This is a genomic window from Lysinibacillus sp. NPDC095746 (genome assembly GCF_044763535.1).
Taxonomy (GTDB): domain Bacteria; phylum Bacillota; class Bacilli; order Bacillales_A; family Planococcaceae; genus Lysinibacillus.
Map to the genome: position 1 here is coordinate 20,803 of NZ_JBIWGL010000006.1, position 18,329 is coordinate 39,131.

General features: G+C 35.4%; 20 protein-coding genes. 15 read left to right on the plus strand and 5 right to left on the minus strand.

Features of this window, described 5'->3' with window-relative positions; genetic code table 11:
* The first annotated feature begins 259 nt into the window (after nt 1–259).
* The 3 genes from ACIQ7N_RS06090 to ACIQ7N_RS06100 are packed head-to-tail and all read left to right on the plus strand — an operon-like array spanning nt 260 to nt 2,709.
* Complete coding sequence (locus ACIQ7N_RS06090) at nt 260–709, plus strand: type IV pilus modification PilV family protein (protein WP_402930870.1); 450 nt, start codon at nt 260–262, stop codon at nt 707–709.
* 17 nt (nt 710–726) lie between these two features.
* Nucleotides 727–1,173 (plus strand): type II secretion system protein, encoded by a 447-nt coding sequence (locus ACIQ7N_RS06095; RefSeq protein ID WP_402930872.1) that lies wholly within the window; start codon nt 727–729, stop codon nt 1,171–1,173.
* Nucleotides 1,174–2,709 (plus strand): DUF7305 domain-containing protein, encoded by a 1,536-nt coding sequence (locus ACIQ7N_RS06100; protein WP_402930873.1) that lies wholly within the window; start codon nt 1,174–1,176, stop codon nt 2,707–2,709.
* A 122-nt stretch (nt 2,710–2,831) separates the two neighbouring features.
* Here ACIQ7N_RS06100 and ACIQ7N_RS06105 read toward each other — a convergent pair whose 3' ends face one another.
* Genes ACIQ7N_RS06105 through ACIQ7N_RS06115 form a run of 3 tightly spaced genes read right to left on the minus strand, consistent with a single transcriptional unit; the run spans nt 2,832 to nt 5,518 of the window.
* Nucleotides 2,832–4,481, minus strand: a complete 1,650-nt coding sequence (locus ACIQ7N_RS06105; protein WP_402930875.1) for a hypothetical protein — start codon at nt 4,479–4,481, stop codon at nt 2,832–2,834.
* Nucleotides 4,482–4,503: 22 nt separating this feature from the next.
* Nucleotides 4,504–5,073 (minus strand): PulJ/GspJ family protein, encoded by a 570-nt coding sequence (locus ACIQ7N_RS06110; RefSeq protein WP_402930877.1) that lies wholly within the window; start codon nt 5,071–5,073, stop codon nt 4,504–4,506.
* The gene (locus ACIQ7N_RS06115; protein WP_402930878.1) at nt 5,066–5,518 is read right to left on the minus strand and encodes a type IV pilus modification PilV family protein; all 453 of its coding nucleotides are present in this window, start codon (nt 5,516–5,518) and stop codon (nt 5,066–5,068) included. Before ACIQ7N_RS06115 ends, ACIQ7N_RS06110 begins: the two co-directional genes overlap by 8 nt.
* A 310-nt stretch (nt 5,519–5,828) precedes the next feature.
* Between ACIQ7N_RS06115 and ACIQ7N_RS06120 the strand changes: the two genes are divergently transcribed.
* The 10 genes from ACIQ7N_RS06120 to ACIQ7N_RS06165 all read left to right on the plus strand — a co-directional run bounded on the left by ACIQ7N_RS06120 (nt 5,829) and on the right by ACIQ7N_RS06165 (nt 15,694).
* Nucleotides 5,829–7,190, plus strand: a complete 1,362-nt coding sequence (locus tag ACIQ7N_RS06120; RefSeq protein ID WP_402930880.1) for a G5 domain-containing protein — start codon at nt 5,829–5,831, stop codon at nt 7,188–7,190.
* Nucleotides 7,191–7,208: 18 nt separating this feature from the next.
* Nucleotides 7,209–8,879, plus strand: coding sequence for a GspE/PulE family protein (locus ACIQ7N_RS06125; protein WP_402930882.1), 1,671 nt, complete (start codon nt 7,209–7,211; stop codon nt 8,877–8,879).
* Between the two features lie 13 nt (nt 8,880–8,892).
* Nucleotides 8,893–9,942, plus strand: coding sequence for a type IV pilus twitching motility protein PilT (locus ACIQ7N_RS06130; protein WP_402930884.1), 1,050 nt, complete (start codon nt 8,893–8,895; stop codon nt 9,940–9,942).
* A complete protein-coding gene (locus ACIQ7N_RS06135) occupies nt 9,939–11,144 on the plus strand; it encodes a type II secretion system F family protein (RefSeq protein WP_402930886.1) in 1,206 nt (401 codons plus the stop codon). The genes ACIQ7N_RS06130 and ACIQ7N_RS06135 overlap by 4 nt, the downstream gene beginning before the upstream one ends.
* A gap of 108 nt (nt 11,145–11,252) precedes the next feature.
* The gene (locus ACIQ7N_RS06140) at nt 11,253–11,714 is read left to right on the plus strand and encodes a prepilin-type N-terminal cleavage/methylation domain-containing protein (protein WP_402930887.1); all 462 of its coding nucleotides are present in this window, start codon (nt 11,253–11,255) and stop codon (nt 11,712–11,714) included.
* A 96-nt stretch (nt 11,715–11,810) separates the two neighbouring features.
* A complete protein-coding gene (gene pilM, locus ACIQ7N_RS06145; protein ID WP_402930888.1) occupies nt 11,811–12,782 on the plus strand; it encodes a type IV pilus biogenesis protein PilM in 972 nt (323 codons plus the stop codon).
* A complete protein-coding gene (locus tag ACIQ7N_RS06150; protein WP_402930890.1) occupies nt 12,782–13,375 on the plus strand; it encodes a PilN domain-containing protein in 594 nt (197 codons plus the stop codon). Before pilM ends, ACIQ7N_RS06150 begins: the two co-directional genes overlap by 1 nt.
* Nucleotides 13,372–14,097 carry a potassium transporter gene (locus ACIQ7N_RS06155; protein ID WP_402930892.1) on the plus strand — a complete coding sequence of 242 codons (726 nt, stop codon included), beginning with the start codon at nt 13,372–13,374 and terminating at the stop codon, nt 14,095–14,097. Before ACIQ7N_RS06150 ends, ACIQ7N_RS06155 begins: the two co-directional genes overlap by 4 nt.
* Nucleotides 14,098–14,155: 58 nt before the next feature.
* The gene (locus ACIQ7N_RS06160) at nt 14,156–14,908 is read left to right on the plus strand and encodes a prepilin peptidase (RefSeq protein ID WP_402930894.1); all 753 of its coding nucleotides are present in this window, start codon (nt 14,156–14,158) and stop codon (nt 14,906–14,908) included.
* Nucleotides 14,909–14,971: 63 nt separating this feature from the next.
* Nucleotides 14,972–15,694 (plus strand): gamma-glutamyl-gamma-aminobutyrate hydrolase family protein, encoded by a 723-nt coding sequence (locus tag ACIQ7N_RS06165; protein ID WP_402930896.1) that lies wholly within the window; start codon nt 14,972–14,974, stop codon nt 15,692–15,694.
* Nucleotides 15,695–15,869: 175 nt separating this feature from the next.
* Here the strand turns inward: ACIQ7N_RS06165 and lexA are convergent, their stop codons facing one another.
* On the minus strand, nt 15,870–16,487 hold the full coding sequence (gene lexA / locus ACIQ7N_RS06170) for a transcriptional repressor LexA (RefSeq protein WP_402930898.1): 618 nt from the start codon (nt 16,485–16,487) through the stop codon (nt 15,870–15,872).
* Nucleotides 16,488–16,649: 162 nt separating this feature from the next.
* Between lexA and yneA the strand changes: the two genes are divergently transcribed.
* Both yneA and ACIQ7N_RS06180 read left to right on the plus strand, forming a co-directional pair.
* The gene (gene yneA, locus ACIQ7N_RS06175) at nt 16,650–16,961 is read left to right on the plus strand and encodes a cell division suppressor protein YneA (RefSeq protein ID WP_132363217.1); all 312 of its coding nucleotides are present in this window, start codon (nt 16,650–16,652) and stop codon (nt 16,959–16,961) included.
* Nucleotides 16,958–17,635, plus strand: a complete 678-nt coding sequence (locus ACIQ7N_RS06180) for a YneB family resolvase-like protein (RefSeq protein WP_132363215.1) — start codon at nt 16,958–16,960, stop codon at nt 17,633–17,635. The genes yneA and ACIQ7N_RS06180 overlap by 4 nt, the downstream gene beginning before the upstream one ends.
* 145 nt (nt 17,636–17,780) lie before the next feature.
* Here the strand turns inward: ACIQ7N_RS06180 and ACIQ7N_RS06185 are convergent, their stop codons facing one another.
* Entirely contained in the window at nt 17,781–18,320 is a 540-nt protein-coding gene (locus tag ACIQ7N_RS06185; protein ID WP_402930901.1) for a DJ-1/PfpI family protein, read from the minus strand.
* Nucleotides 18,321–18,329: the final 9 nt, after the last annotated feature.

The window sequence follows — 18,329 nt, forward strand, 5'->3', positions numbered from 1 at the left end:
AAACGTTTTTTTCATCGTATTGTAATTTAGTTCGCTCATCAGGTATGGAAAATTTTTAAAAAAATATAAATTCATATGAAGAAGTGGTCTTGTAAAAATTGTTTATATATGGAATAGTGTAATTATCATAAAATAGTATTTAATTGGATAGTTAGTAAATATTAGTTGCTATAAGCACTGTTGTTATAGTGTTTAAGAAAAAATAGACTTTTTGATATCTTATATTAATAAAAGTATTATCGGCAAAAGGAGGGAGAAAATGAAGCGTAAAAATAGTGAATTATTTAACAGTCAAGGGGGATTCTCTTTAATTGAGGTTATTGCTTCTTTAGTTATCATAACTATCATCTTAGTATCCTTTTTTAGCTTACTCATTCAATCGAATAAAACAGGAAAAAGCTCTGAACAAATTATTGATGCAACCTATTTAGCGCAAAAGGAAATGGAGAAAATGTATAACTACTTCAAATCCACCAAAATCGAAACTTGGGAATCTGACTTTCCATACGTAAACGAAAAGGATGAAGAGAAATCGAGCGGTAATACCACTCAGTATAAAGTGACACCCGTGAATGCTAAACATAAGGAAATCATAATAGTGAAAGCTGAAGATATGTCGCCTGATAAAACAGTTAGGATTACTATCGAAGTCTATGATTCAAGAGGGAAGATATTAAAAGCAAAAGTGCAAAATATCTTTAGCTTATAAGGAAAGAGGTGGTGCATATGTCTAAATTTCATAATGAAAGAGGCATGACCTTACTAGAAGTTTTGGCTGTTACCGTAATAGTTACGCTCGTTTCTATTGTTCTAATGTCGATTTTAACGAATGGCAAGACTTCTAGCGATAAACAAATGAAATCAAGTGTACAATTGTCTGATGCAACTTATATTTTGAAAGTTGTCACTAAAGATACTCGTAAATCTACAGAAATTATTACGAAAGACTTAGATGATTGTACAGAATATATATTATCTAATAATCAAAATAATCAAAAATACAACTATAAGTTTTGTCGTAATAATCAGACAATTGAAAGGGGTGATGAAATAATTGCTGTGAATGTACTTGATTTTAAAATTAAAGATAAACGGAGTCATATAATAATTGATATTACAATGCCGAATAATAAGCCCTTTTCATCGACTATATATTTCAGAGGAGGTAGCTAGATGTTTAAGTATTTAAAACAAGAAAAAGGGTATTCGTTACTTTTAGTAATTTTGGCAATTGCTTTCCTATCAGTTCTTGGAATTATGCTTTTAACACTTACAGCAAATTCATTAAAGATTTCTACTAGTGAGCGAGATGACCAATCTGTATTTTACATTGCGGAAGGCGGTTTAAACAGTACAAAAAGCAAAGTAGAACAATTAGCAAAAATTACATACGATCAAAATAGAAAGGCTTTTAATAAGCTACCTCTTGATAAAAGAAAGCCGGAAAAATTTAAGTTAGATTTTATTGATGCATTTGAAAGTAGCTTAAAAAAAACCTTTGAAGAGAATACCCAATCAACATATACCGCTACAGTCACTTTTGATGAACAATTTAAAGAAAAACCTATTGCGAATGTTACGATTGTTCAAGAAAATACAGAACCTTTGCAATATAAAATAACATCTGTTGGATCTATTGGTAAGAAAACGAGAGCCGTAGCGCAAACAATTACAGTTAATTTAGGAAGTGGAACGGAAACTGGCCCTGCTTTTTCAAATGCCGCTGCTATCCACGCTATTGAAAACATCGTACTTGGGGGCGGTAAGTTTAGTGGGGATGTTGTATCTGAAAGTGGAAATATTGCTATTACACAAGATGCTACAAAAATTAATGGGAAAATTGGAACAACTTTAGATAAATTTTCAAAACCAGACTGGATGACTATTACAAATGAGATTATAGGGAATGTTGCGTTTCCTGAAGATATATTGCCACCTTTCCCGGATAATCAATTTACTAATTTAAGCACAAGGCCATATACGAAATCAATACAAGTTACGATTGGTGGGGAGCGAGTTCAACATTTTTTAAAAAATAATTCAATTGAAATTGAAGGGGATCAAAAGATAAATGGTGAACCGAATTTCAGTGGTATTCTTCCGATTTCTCAGGATATGTACGTCAAGACGCTTATGGTTGCTTCGAATAATATATTAACGATTGATGTTGGTAATTCAGACAAAAATTTATTTATAGATAACTTTCACTTCTCTCAAGGTCATTTAAAGGTTATAGGAAGTGGTAAATTAACTTTGTATATCAAGAATGCTTTTGATTTAAAGGGGGATTCAAGTATGAATAATACAGGGGACATAGGTCGATTAAGTGTCTATTATGCAGGCACTTCGCCGATGGATTTTACTGGTAATACACGCACGAAAGCCTCTATTTATGCTAAATCAACCAATATAAACATTGATGGTTCGGGTAGCGTACAAGGAAATATCTATGCAGGTGGATCAAATATCACTATTGAAGGAGGATCTTATAATCATAACTTATATATATATGCCCCTAATGCAAGAGTCATATTGGGGGGATCAGGAACAGTTATAGGCGGAATAATGGCTCATACAGTAAATACTAGTGGAGCTCCAGCTGTTACGTACAAACCGAAAACGATTGAAGATACAATATCAAATGGTGGCTTGATTTTTGAAGAAAATAACAATTTAACGATTTCTAATGGTATGCTTGAAGTTGACTAAATAGCATTAAGCTGTTGAAAAACATATATTCTTCGATTTGTCGGGATGGTTCTTGAGGAAATAATAGAAAAGGGTTGTTTACAATGACTGTGTGAAATCAGTCTTTCTAAACAACCCTTATTTTAATAACGATTAATGGTTTCGGGTTCGTTCAATTCTGTAATAAATTCTTCTTCTTCATCACGTTTAAAGGACGTGTATTGGGATATTAAATTTTCGTCATAGGTTATTTTCAATCTAGAAGTTCTTTTAGGTACTTCAACACCGTTTGTAATAACGGTTTCTTTTTGGTTTTTAGAACTTTCATAAGTATAGTTATGACTATTACCACGTACTGCAGTTAGAATCGTTCGTTTTGCAGAAATGCCTCCATACAAGTTAATATTCGAGCCAACTCCATACATAATCATGTTTTGTTTTGAATAGAAAAAGCCTTTAATCATACTTGGCGTAGCATTATCAACAGAAATATTACTAATTGAAATATCTCCTGTAGCGAAAATAAAGAGGGTGCTGTTTGAATTTATTCCATTTAAAGTACTATCTTTAATATCAACGTTTCCGTTTACATATAGCATGGCATCACTACGTAAATTAGTATTGTTGACATTGAAATCTCCATTAATAAAATAGGTGCCCGACAAATTTAAAGTTTTTCCACCTCCATTAATATTAAAGTTTCCTCTATCGAGGGTTTTCTTGCATCCAAATAAACCCCAAATATTACAGTCTTCTTTTTCTCCATGTATGAAAATGATATTGTCTCTATTAAATTTAGATGTTTCGTGATTTGTGTACGAGACACTTAATCCAGCGGGATAATTTTTATTATAATTTTTATTTGTATACAAAGGTATAACTTTCTCTGTTATTTCAAGATTATCTCCTGGTAAGCTTTTTGTGACTAGGGATACATTTTTTGTTAAAAACAAACGTTTCTGTAATTCACTTTTTGAAGCAGGATTTGAAGGGATGAATTTTGTATATCTCGAACTGTTTAAATAGTTTGTATTGCCAGATATATGTGAGGCGTAATCAACAGTATTATTTACATAATATATATTTTTTTCTGATTCCCTCATAATAATTTTGGGGGTAACACTTTTAGAGTCCGGAATTATTCTAGGAAAAACGCTATCTGGCCATTGTGCCATATTATTTTTTAGCCAATGGGCTTTTTCAGAGATAATTAAATGACCATCTGTTTTAATATCTCCCTGAATTTCAACACCACCATGTAAATAAAGATTCCCCTCGTCATTCGTTGAAACAGCATAGCGTAATTGATCTGGAATTGCATCTGTGCCGATGATAATCTGTGCATATGTAATATGCTCTTTACTATTTACTTTTCCAGTACTTTTAAATGTTACTAGGCGTTTATAACGATCCTTCTCTTCATTTGACATTAGTTCTACTTTCTCGATGCAGACGTTTGTTTGATTCGTTTTCTCAGCAGGGATATTAATGCCTTGCGAGCAACTTAGCTTTGAAGCATTCAAGGTGTTATCGAGGAAAGTTTCAAATGCAGTCTTTCCCATTGGTTTATCTTTAATCTCTTTTTTTAGAATAGCTTGAATGTCTTTAACGGCATAGTCGATTCCTTTATCTGATAAATCTTGTGCTTGTACTAGCTCCTCTCGGGTGTTGTTTTTTGTAATACCGCTTGACGTTAAAGTGATAAGACTCAAACCGAGTGTAGTGAAAATGATGATGACTGCAAATGTTAGTAACAATGAATAGCCATTTTCATTTTGCCGGAAAATTTTCATATGACAATCTCCTTTATTAAAACTATTTTGAGCTGACAATAGGTTGAATTTGATTTTTAAATTCCATAGTTTTTGTTTGGTTATTACCTGAACGCTTTTTTATAATCTCAAGCTTTAAATTGATTGTGTAGATGGATTCGGCTATAGGGTTTCCGGTTATTTTAGAATTTTCAGAAATTTTGATGTTGCTATTTTGAACTTTGTATTTCTCCTTTTTAAAATAGATATATGTAGTATTATCTTCAGTTTTAAATCCTATCGGCTCAAGAGTCTTTTCGCATTCGTTAGTAATAATCCATTTCCCATCATCGTTTTTTTTACATTTAGACAGATCATTGGTTACTTCAATATATTGATTACTGATATTCCTAACAATATGACTTTGGTTTGTTATATAGAGGGTTTTAATAAATTTACTTATGATTAGATCTGCTTCATCTCTAAGCATAGTTTCTTGTTGAATATTTTGATTAGTTTCTAAAGTTTTCACAAGAATTGAAAAGACAAGGGTGGAGACGATTGCTAGAATAACAATCGTTGCGAGTAACTCGATTAGTGTCAAACCATTTTGATTTTTCATATATTTATTCAATTGAAACATATCCTTCCGACGAGCCTTTTGTTTTTCCGTTTTGAGAAGTTACTGTTACAACTACTTTTATTAGATTTAAATCCTTTTCTGTGAAGTCTGAATTCGCATATTTATTAGAATTTTGGTAAGGGGTATATGTAATTGCATATGTTTTTCCATTTAAATCTATCTCGAGAGGTGGGTTTTTCTTTTTGGCATCGGGTTCACCGGTATCTTTAAAATAATCATTTAAGTCTTGTGTAGCTATTTTGGTAAATGGATCAGATTTTAATTTAGCTAATACAGCATCGGCTAAATTTACAGTGACTAATTTTTCGGTATTTACTGTGGCTGTTTTATTCGTAGATATAAATATTTGGGCAAAGGATAAAAGAATAATGGATATTAATACAAGTGAAGCAACTACTTCGATTAAAGAAAACCCTCTCTGTGATTTTATCAACATAAAAAAACTTACCTCCGATCTAATAGTTTTTTCTATCTAGAAAAGTTGAATTAATAAGTTTGGTTCGGAAATGTATAGGTATATATAACCTCATTATATAGGGTGTTTACCTTATTGACAATGTGTTATTAATGATTTTAATTACATACAAATAATCTTCAGTTCATAAAATTTTAACTATTTTTAGTTAAAAAGACTCATTAAATAGTGTCTAGTATGTTGTATGGTAAAAATATGAATAAAAAGTAACGGAGACGCATGAGTAATTAGACATTTTATTGTTGGATATATTTGTAAAGGCGGTAAGGCTATGAAATTACATTTGAAGCTAGGCTCAATAGTAGCTGTTCTAATCATTTTATTAACAGTCTGGGTACCGAATTTAATGATGGATAGAGCATTAGCTAAAGGCGATGAATCTACTATCGGTGGCATATCAGTTAAAGATTTAGAAGATGATGCTATTGAAAATGCTTTACGAGAGGCCATAAATACTTGGCAAGAGGCTCCTATCGATGTGGAAGGGGCTAATGTTACGATTTCACTCGACCCTAAATTGTTTGTATTTGATGTAGAGAGTACGATAGCTGAATATCATAGTTTAACTGACAAGTCTTGGCTTGCTTTCTGGAAGCAAAGACAAGTAGTACATATACCCTTACATGTGGTAGTTGACGAGCAAGTGAAGAAGCAGCTTGAGTCTACTGGTGTATGGGAAGTTGAAAAGACATTACATACGATTATTACCGAAGCTTCCAATTTAAAAAGTCACGAAGTCGCTGCAACAGTTGCAGATACTACTTTAATAGAAGCGGAGCGTTTAGCTTTATCAATTGAGGAAATCCCTACAAATGCAATGGGTGTTGATAAATTAGCGAATACTTTAAATGATGCTATTGTTTTACCGAATGAACCGTTTTCTCTTTTAACGATGATAGAAGAACAATATGAAGAATCAGATAGTGAAGCGATTAATTTCGTCGCCTCTTTGCTGTATCATGTTGCTCTTCAAACCGACTATGAGATTTTAGAAAGACATTCTCAAGGACAGAAGCCAAATTATTTACAACAAGGTTTGTATGCGAAGGTAAATCAAGTGTTAGTGAAAGATTTGCAATTTATAAACCGTTCGGATCAACCGAATAAATTAAAACTCACAATAGAAGGTGATTCTTTAAAAGTGGAATTACTAGCTCAAAAGAAAGAAAAAGAAATTTCAGTTCGTGTTAGTAAAGATAAGATTATACAGCCTCGAGTCATTACTCGTTATTCGAAAGATTTACCAATAGGTAGAGAAGAAGTTATTCAAAAAGGTCAAGAAGGCGTGCGGGTCGAAGTGTATCGCTCGATTTCAGAAGGTGGTAACACTGCAGAGGAACTTGTTAGTCGTGACTATTATCCACCAGTTAATAAAATTATTGTGAAATCTTCAAGACAACCTGTTGCTTCTGAAAATAGTAGTGGAACGGATAAGGTAAATTCCAATGATCCTGACTTACAAATGGATTTAGATGGAGATGGATTACCGGATACACAATCTGAAAATAAAAAATCCGGCAATAATGCTGCAATATCGAGTAAAGATACTAATACTTCAACAGACCCGAATGACCCTGAAATTGTATACGGCTACTACGATAAAGGTGGGAATTTTATACAAACCAGCCCGTAAAGAGAGGAGCAAACGCGAATGGTCGTAAAAACTGGACGAAAGCGCTTAGGTGATTTACTTGTCGAATCTGGTGTTATTACAAATGTGCAATTAGAATTTGCTCTTACAAACAAAACAAAAGAAGAGAAACTGGGCGATTTTCTTATAAAAGAAAATATTCTAACCGAGCAACAGCTAATCGAAGTACTAGAGTTTCAGCTAGGAATCCCACACATTCATTTGAATCAATATTCAATAAGCCCAGATTTACTGCAACTTGTTCCAGCCGAACTCGCTAAACGAACAAATATTATTCCGATTCGTCGCGAAAAAAATAAACTGTTTATCGCGATGGCTGACCCGATGGATTATTTTGCAATTGAAGAAGTACGCATGGCGACGGGCTGCCAAATCGAAACAAGTATTGCAGCTAAGGATGACTTATATCGAACACTAACGAAATACTATGATTTACAAGAGTCTATGGAAGCCGCATTGCTCGACATTGGCGCGACAGTTGCTGAAACACAGGAAGAGATTGAACGAGAGGATTCTCCGATTGTTCGGCTAGTTAATCAAATCATTGCTAACGGAGTTGCCCAACGAGCAAGCGATATCCACTTTGACCCACAGGAGACGGAGCTAAGGGTTCGTTATCGAGTGGATGGCGTTTTGAGAACAGAGCGCTCGTTACCAAAACATATGCAAAATATAGTATTAGCACGTATTAAAATTATGGGAAATTTAAATATTACGGAAAATCGAATTCCTCAAGATGGACGTATTAAAACGAATGTTAATTTTAGGCCAGTAGATATTCGACTTTCGACACTGCCAACTGTTTATGGAGAAAAAGTAGTAATGCGGATTTTAGACTTAAGCAGTGTTGCCAATTCTATTGACAAGCTTGGTTTTACAGCGCAAAACGAGGCACTTTTCCGAAACATGATTGCCAATCCGAATGGCATTCTGCTCATTACCGGTCCTACGGGATCAGGGAAATCATCAACATTATATGCTGCCTTAACTAACTTGAATGAAGAGGGTGTCAATATTATTACAGTTGAGGATCCGGTTGAATATCAGCTCGATGGCATAAACCAAATTCAAGTGAAAGAAGAAGTCGGCTTAACTTTTGCCACTGGGTTACGTTCAATTTTGCGCCAAGACCCAGATATTGTAATGGTAGGAGAAGTTAGGGATTTTGAAACGGCGCAAATAGCAGTACGTGCCTCGTTAACAGGGCATTTAGTGTTAAGTACGTTACATACAAATAGTGCAGTGGAATCGATTTCTCGACTTCAAGATATGGGGGTAGAGCCGTTTTTATTATCCTCCTCACTTGTAGGAATTATGGCACAGCGTTTAGTACGACGAATTTGTCGAGATTGTGGAGAAGACTATACTTTTACGAACCACGAATTAGAAATAATGCGTAATAACGGCATTGAAGGTTTCACACATGGTAGACGGGGAAGAGGCTGCCCTTCGTGTAATCAAACCGGGTATCGTGGACGGATGGCAATTCATGAAATTTTACCAATCGACCGCAATATTAAAGAAATGATTTTAAGTCGAAGTAGCGATAGTGTGATCCGCGATTATATGAAACAAGAAGGCTATTACACATTACTAGTAGATGGGTTGTTAAAAGTAGTAGAGGGACTAACAACTACTTCAGAAGTATTGCGTGTAGCAAATGTAGATTAGGAGGTGAATGTTCATGACAACATGTAGAAATATTGATGAGCTATTAACACGCGCATTTGAAGAAAAAGCGTCTGACCTCCATTTAACAAAAGGGATCCCGCCGGTTTATCGTATCCATGGGCAGCTAGATCATTATGGGAGTGACCTACTAACTTCTGAAGAATTACAGACAATGGTGAAAACGATTTTACCAGAACATAAATTACAAGAATTTCATGATAAAGGGGAAACTGATTTTAACTATTCATTGCCCGGGAAATGTCGTTTTCGTGTAAATGCATATCATCAACGCAATGAAGTGACAATAGCAGCCCGTTTAATTGAAGCGAAAATTCCTTCTATTGAATCGTTAAATATGCCACAAGTACTATATCAATTAGCAGAAAAACCACAGGGACTTATTTTAGTAACTGGGCCAACCGGTTCTGGAAAATCAACAACACTTGCGGCAATGATTGATCATATTAATGAAACAAAATCAAAGCATATTATCACGCTTGAGGACCCGATTGAATATTTACATACACACAAAAAATCCATTATTAATCAACGTGAAGTAGGCGTCGATACGCAGAGCTTTGCCAATGGTTTGCGTGCTGCGCTTCGTCAGGACCCTGACATTATTTTAGTAGGCGAGATGCGAGACTACGAAACGATTTCAACAGCCATTACAGCGGCAGAAACGGGCCATTTAGTGATGGCGACATTACATACAAGTAGTGCTCCGACTACGATTGATCGTATTATAGATGTTTTTCCACCACATCAGCAAGGACAAATTCGTGTACAACTAGCCAATGTTTTAGTGGGCATTGTTTCACAGCGTTTATTTGTACGTAAGGACGCTAAGGGACGTATTGCTGCAACTGAAATATTAGTACAAGCACCATCTATTTCAAATTTAATTCGAAATGAAAAAGTTCACCAAATTCCTACTGTTATGCAGACGAGTAAAGCTTTAGGTATGCATACTTTGGAATCTTCTATGCAGCAGCTAATAGCAATGGGGAAAATTTCTTTAGAAGAAGCAAGGCCATATATGAATGCGGGGGATTATAATTGACCGTTTTTCGATATAGTGGACGCACAAAAACAGGTGCACACAAAAAAGGAATTATTGACGCGACTAACAAAAAAGTAGCACTAGAAAAATTACGAGCACAAGGCATTAATGCTCGTGAGCTGGAAGAGTCTAAAAGCATTTTGCACAAAGACTTAAACATTGGCGGTAAAGTGAAGCACCAGGATTTCGTTATTTACTGTCGTCAATATGCAACACTAATCCGTGCTGGCGTTTCAATTGTAGAGGCAACACATATTTTAAGTGGTCAAACGAAAAGTAAAGCCTTGAAAAAAGCATTAGAACAAGTGGAAGAGGATATACGCGGGGGGACAGCCTTTTCAGACGCAGCGGCCAAACACCCAAAGGTTTTTCCTGTCATGTTTGTGAATATGATGCGCTCAGGTGAGGCAACAGGGAATATCGATGAGACTTTAGAGCGTTTAGCAGGTACCCTTGAAAAACAATTCAAAATTAAGAAGAAAGTACAATCGGCATTGGCATATCCGGCTATTTTATCAGTTCTGACAATCGCTGTAGGTATGTTTTTAATGGTATTTATCGTGCCAACGTTTATGGCTACTTTTGAAGAAATGGACATAGAAATGCCGATCTTAACTGTCGTTGTTGTCAGTATTTCGGATTGGTTAATAGCATACTGGTATTTTGCGATTGGGATTTTCTTATTATCGATTCTTCTATTTAGATTTTTCTATAAAAATAATAAGCAATTTCATTACAATGTGAATTATGCATTATTAAGAATTCCTGTATTTGGTATTTTAATGCAAAAAAATGTAATTGCTCGAATGACTAGAACTTTATCCTCTCTATTCAGTAGTTCAGTACCAATTCTACAGGCACTAACAATTGTCGAAAAGGTTTCAGGGAATCCAGTAGTAGGCAAGGTTGTACTGGAGGCAAGAGATAATCTAGAAAAAGGCGGTACCTTATCTGAGCCATTAGAAAAAAGTTGGCTGTTTCCTCCTTTAGTAACTCAAATGACATCTATCGGAGAAAAAACAGGTTCTCTTGATTATATGCTCGAGAAGATAGCCGATTTCTATGAGGATGAGGTAGATCGCTCCGTCGATACATTAAAATCGCTCGTAGAACCATTGATGATATTAATTTTAGCAGCGGTTGTAGGTGTGATTGTCGCGGCAATTTTCCTACCAATGTTCGCATTATACGAAAATATGTAAACGTACGAACTTTAAAGGGGGTGGTATAGAAAAGACAGTAGCAGTTGTTGTAGTAGTAGGTGTACATATTTTCGGACTAATCATAACAATTTATAAGGAGGAACACCGATGTTCAAAAAACTCTTAAACAAAAAACTATTAAAAAATCAAAAAGGTTTAACACTAATCGAGCTATTAGCAGTAATCGTCATTCTAGCGATTATTGCGGCGATTGCTATTCCTGCTATTGGGAATATTATTAGTAATTCTAAAGATAAAGCAATTCTTTCAGATGCTGCTGGTGTCCTAGCGGGTGCAAAAATTGCTATTGCTGATGGAGCTTGTGGTGATACGAGACAAGATACTGTTACCTGCGATTATAACGCTCTTAAAGATGTTTTTGAGGGTGAATTAGATAAGAATGATACTGTAATGTATAGTAAAGGAAATAAAGAATATAAAATAACTTATCTTAGATTAAGTGAAATTAAAAATAAAGAGAAATTTACTGTCAAAGAAGGAGATATTACTTATACCGGAGGAGATAAAACTATAACTGACAAAGCATTAAATCGAGCTATGAATAAGTAATAATCTTTCAAAGAACATCCAATTCGTAAATTGGATGTTCAAATGAAAGATTAATATATTTGAATTTTGTTATAAAAGAAGGAGGCATCTTTTCACATGTTTACAAAAAAGAAAAAATCGCATGTGTCGATTGAAATAAAGGATTATATATTGCGTGCGATTGTGGCAAAAGGTGCTGATCCGTCGCAATGGAAAGGCTATGAAATGCCATTAGCACAGGGGATTGTTGAAGGATCTGTTATTCAGGATGAAATGGAATTGTTTGATGTAATGAAAAATGATGTGGCAAAATGGGCTGGTAAAAAGCAAAATGCGCGTATTTTTGTGCCGGATACTTCCGTTTTGTTAAAGAGCTTTGAGCATCCTGATGATATAGAGTGGAATGAATTAAAAGGTTATGTGGAGATGGAGCTTGGTCAGTCCATTCATCTTCCGTTTCAAGATCCTCTTATCGATGTGTATGACCCGAATCCTAATGATGGACAGGCCATGTTATTTGCGGCACCTTCAGAAGAAGTGACGAAAATGATTGGACTTTTACTCGATGCTACATTAGATCCACAAGCAGCAGATATTCGAGCATTGTGTAATATTCGTCTGTTGGAGCATTTGCAGCTAATAAAGGACGATCGAACTTATTTAATAGCGGATTGGTCAATCAATGAATTATCGATAAGTATTTTTTCATTTGGGCAACTGGAGTTTTTACGATACCAATCATTTGATACAGATTTATCGAAATGGGAGCCTAAGGAGATAGAAGAACATCGTTTTTCGTATCATCTAGAAGTCGAAGATGAATATCGTATGATTCTTACCGATCAAATGCTTGAAATCGATCGTATTATGAATTTTTTTAAGTTTTCCTTACATAAAGGTGAGAAAAGTGTAGATGAGATTATCATTTTAGGAGATAATCCACTACTTTCAACCGTTAAAGAGTTTTTAGAAAATAATTTTTCGATACCGATCATTATGTTAAATGATTCAATCATTCAAAAATCCTTCCCTCAATTTTCAGAACAATTTGCAAGCTTATTAGGACTTGCATTAAAGGAGGTTAACTGATGGTACCAGACATTAACCTCTTGCCGAATTTGGAAAAGAAGCATTCAACGCCTACTTTAATATATGTAGTATTTATTATTCTTATTGGTATCATAGTAGGATATATGATTTTCCTGTTTTTCCAAGCAAAAAGTGATCTTACAACATTAAATGCGCAGGAAGTGGAGCTTTCATCGCAACGCGAACAACTTCAAATAGAGTTAGATAGTAAGCAAAATGCGAATAAAGGCTCATTGGAGCAATCCGTACAATTTGTGGAAAAAGTATCCTATCCTGTGACACCTTTAATGGATGAAACGCAAGTATTATTACCAGAGCAAACGTATTTAAGGAACTATGTATTTGGTGAAAAAAATGTAGAAGTTACGGCTGATTTTGAAACGATGTCAGCTATATCATCTTATTTAGAAAAGCTAACTGCAAGCCCCTATTTCAATGATATACAGGTAGATACTATTTCTAATTTTGATGTTGCAATTGGAAACCAAGAGGAAAAAAGTGCTAAGAACAAATTTAAGGAAGTACCACGTTATTCGGCAACTATTACATTAGGAATTGATTTTAAATTTCTCGCTGGAGGTAGAGAATCATGACAAGTAGTAAAAATTCAACGATTCTTATCTTAACAGCTTTAATTGCAGCCATTTTATTTGCGCTTTATTACTATATAGTAACACCTAAATTAGAAGAAGTGGATGCGAAAGAAAGCTCGAATATCGCACTTCAACAAGAAGTATCTACAATTCAGGAGCAGATTGCTTTAATTGAAAAGAACGGTAAATCTAATCGTACAAGTAACTTAACATTACGTAAAAAAGTACCTCAAACTCGAGCGATTGACGAAGTAATTCGAAATATTGAAGAGATTGAAGTGGTGACGGGCATACGGGTAGAAGCTATGGACTTTAATAATTATGATTCGCTCGTCATGGAGTCTACTATTACAGATCCTAACTCGACAAATTCTGAGGAACAGGCTGATACACAGCAATCTGCAACTGAAGCGGATGAACAAGCTGTAGCTAAAAATGATGAAACACCTGAAGTAAAAGATAAAATACCAACTGCTACTCTCAATAAAGATTCCTTACCGAAGGAATTAAAACTCGTAACATTTGATATTGAAGTTGTCGCATTGGATAATAAAGCGATGGTTGAGTTTATAAAAGAAATTGAAAAAATTGATCGTGTGATGAAAATTGATGCGATCGATTTCACATTAACTGGTGAAGAAGCGAAATTCCAGGAGGACGCTGATACAACCTTAAAAGCAACCATACAAGTAACGACGTTCTATTATGAAGGACAACAATAATCTAGATGGCGCGCATACTTAAGTGTATGGGCGTCTATTAGTATAGGAGGACATAAAAATGGAAATCGCTTATACCATTACAGTGTTACTATTTGGGCTCGTTCTTGGCTCATTTTTTAATGTAGTTGGCTTACGTGTGCCTATGAAGAAGTCCATTGTGCACCCACCCTCGCATTGCACTTCTTGTAAGAGACAGTTGACGGCGCTTGATTTGGTGCCTGTTTTGTCTTATTTATTTTTAGGTGGAAAATGCCGTAGCTGTGGGCAAAAAATTTCTTGGATTTATCCACTGATGGAACTTATTACAGGCCTATTATTTGCTTTTGCTTATTGGCAATTAGGCTTTAGTGCAGAATTTTTTGTGGCGCTATTATTAATTTCATTAGTAGTCATTATAGTTGTATCGGATTTTGCGTATATGCTTATTCCCGATAAGGTGCTATTATTCTTTTTACCATTGCTAGTTTTTGGACGCGTGATTTCTCCGTTGTCTCCTTGGTGGGACAGTATAGTTGGTGCTGTCGTAGGTTTTGGCATATTATATTGTATAGCTGTTCTATCAAGAGGTGGGATGGGGGGTGGCGATATTAAATTATTCTTTTTACTTGGTCTCGTACTCGGGACAATACATACCATTTTAACGCTTTTTGTAGCGGCAGTAATTGGCATGATTGTTGGCATCGTTGTATTAAAGATACGTGGACAGGGAAGGAAAACGCCTATACCATTCGGACCTTCTATTGCTCTCGCAGCTATTATCATCTATTTCTATGGTGATGCGTTGATGAATTGGTATCTTGGGTTTTGGTAAGTAATCATTGACGGATTTTTTCACAGGCAGTGAATGCAAGCTAAAGATCATGGAGGGGATAGGATGAAACCAATTATCGGAATAACGGCTTTTGCGGAGGATGATTTGTCCTCAAGATTAAATGCTGCTTATAGCAAAAGTATAATGGAAGCAGGGGGAGTTCCACTAATAATTCCAATTGGCGTTGAAGAGGATGTAGCACAAATTTTATCGTTGACGGACGGTTTATTACTATCGGGTGGCTATGATGTACATCCATTCCTCTTTGACGCAGAACCTACACCAAAATTAGGGAAGGTTCATCCTGAACGAGATGCAGTGGAGCTTGCTTTAATTAATGCAGCCTCTATTCGGAAAATGCCGATTCTCGGAATTTGTCGAGGGCTTCAAATACTAAATGTTGCGTTTGGGGGCACAGTCTATCAGGATATTGAAAGTGAGTATCATAGTAAAAAATTAATAAAGCATGTGCAACAAGCAGCGAGGGGTGTTACAACACATTATGTTAACCTATCACCTGATACATTATTAAAAACGATTATTGAGGAAGAAAAAATTGCTGTGAATTCATTTCATCATCAGGCAATAAACGTAGTAGCAGAAAAGCTGAAAGTAGTAGCAAAATCAAGTGATGGTATCGTTGAAGCGGTAGTGCATGATGATTTACCATTTTGTTTAGCAGTTCAATGGCATCCTGAAGAGTTAGCTATTGCAGGAGATGCAGTATCAAAGAAACTATTTGCTGCATTTGTAAAGGCAAGTTTGAAATTTAAGGTAGAGGCATAAACTTTACTAAGATAACCTTGGTGATGAACATGAATACATTGCTAGGTGTAAGGAATCCATTTTCAAGTGGGTTCTTTTTTAGTGATTAAAATAACACTCAAAAGATAAGAAAAAGAGGTTTATGCCCATTTGTGAACATAATAACCTCCTTTTATACTTTAATATTGAGATACTTTTAATGTACACGACGATATAGACCTACAACATGCCCTAAAATAGAAATTTGATCTACGATAATTGGCTCCATTGTTGAGTTTTCAGGCTGTAAACGAAAATGACTTTTTTCCTTAAAGAAACGCTTTACAGTTGCTTCATTCTCTTCAGTCATTGCTACGACAATATCACCATTATCAGCTGTTGCTTTTTGTTTAACAATAACTAAATCTCCGTCTAAAATGCCAGCTTCAATCATTGATTCACCCATAATTTCAAGCATAAATAATTGATCTTCACTTGTACCATAAATATCTGGGAGTGGGAAATATTCATCGATATTTTCAACAGCAGTTATTGGAGAACCTGCAGTAACCTTCCCAACTAATGGGACATGAATAACGTGTTGCTTTTGGATAGAATCCTCTGGCTCTAAAATTTCAATAGCACGTGGTTTAGTTGGATCGCGTCGAATCAAGCCTTTTTGTTCTAAACGAGCTAAATGCCCATGAACTGTTGAGCTTGAAGCAAGTCCAACTGCCTCCCCAATCTCACGTACAGATGGTGGATACCCCTTTGCTCGTACTTCTTCTTTAATGAACTCTAATATAGCCTCTTGTCTTTTCGAAACTTTTTTCATAATTGCTCACCTCTTTTTTTAATCATTTTACTAATTAGTAGTATAACAGAATGCGAACACTTAAGCAAACATAGGTTCGAAAAGCGTTTGACAAAAACGTTTGTTCGTATTAATATGAGAACATATATTCCGAACAAACATTCTAGAAAAGGGGTTTTAAACATGAACTGGTTTAAGAAAAATCCACATATTACAACTTTATTAGGAGCTTGTTTGCTTTTTGCGGCATACCTTTTTATAACAGACCCAGGCGATGTAACGTACACAGAAATTGAAATCGCACATGGTGATAGCTTATGGTCGTTAGCCGATCAATACCGTGGTAAAATGAAAACGGATGAATGGATTAAGCTTGTGAAAACAGAAAATGAATTATCGAACGCACAAATTATTGCAGGTAAATCCTTAGTGATTCCAGTAGTGGGTGACCCATCCCCTATAAATTCAATTGAAATTGCGAGAAACGACAAATGAAAATGAATCAACAATCGGCCGTTGTCTATTGCCGTGTGAGTACAGAAAAAGAGACACAAAGTTCCTCGTTAGAGCGTCAGCAGGAGGAGTTGATGCGCTATGCTAAAGAACAGGGCTACGAAGTTAAGCATGTTTTTAAGGACAAGCATAGTGGTTATGATGTGGAACGTGAAGGTTTACTAGAAATGCTTGATTTCATTAAAGAAAAAGAAATTGAAGCATTATTTGTACAGGATGAAACACGCTTAGGACGTGGAAATGCTCGAATGGCAGTATTGCATTTATTGCAGAAAACTGAAACTAATGTTTTTTCTATGCGAGACGAGGGACCTATACAATTAAATGAAATGGATACGATGCTCTTAGAAATTTTAGCAATCGTAGAGGAGTACCAGCGTAGAATCCATAATGCTAAAATACGGCGTGGCATGCGTCGTGCCGTTGAAAATGGCTATCGCCCTGAAAACAATTTATCTAACCGTGGAAATCCAAATGGTCAAGAACGTAAGGATGTTCCTATAGACGAAATTGTCAATCTACGTAATCGAGGCTTCACCTTTGAGGAAATCGCCATGACGCTTAGAGGTTTAGGCTTTGAAGTAAGCAAAGCTACAGTCCATAGGAGATATCGGGAACATCAAGAGGGAAGCGGGCAAAATAAAGTAACGTATTAATCAGTGGGGTTTTTATCGTCCCGCTGATTTTTTAATTTTTAAAGGTTAAGTTCCAAAGTGACGGGTAGACCCGATCGACGAATAGAATGAATAGTAAAAAAATAAGAGAAGTAGCAATTTCTACCTCTCTTTAGCGATTTTTTTGTTATGCCCTGTACCAATTTTCATCAAAAGAGAGCTGCAGGGCTTTACCCACAGTAATGCCAAATTGTATAAACCCTTTGCCTCTTGCAGTTATGATGTTGCCGTCTTGTACAACTAAGTCTTCAGAGAGATGACTAAGATCAAAGAAGCCCAGCTTATCCATACCTTCTAGAGATAATCCTACAGTATATTTTTTGTTCTTTAATACTCCTGCTTTTGCTAAAAGAGATGGCGTGCTAGAAATACTTGCAATGATAGCTCCTTTGGCATTTACATGACTAATAAAATCAATTAATTTTTGCTCGTGTATTAATAAAGCTACATCCATACACCCTGGTAATATCAAGCTATCGATTTCGTCAAGATTAATATCACTTATTTGTGTATCTGCCATACAGGATAACCCAGATTCCCCTTTAATTTTTTCGCTGTTTAATCCAACAGTTATGACGGGTTTATTTCCTTGCATTAATATAGATAATGCTACACTCAATTCATATTCACTAAATTGGGGATACAATAATACTGCGGTCTTTTTCATCTAAATTTC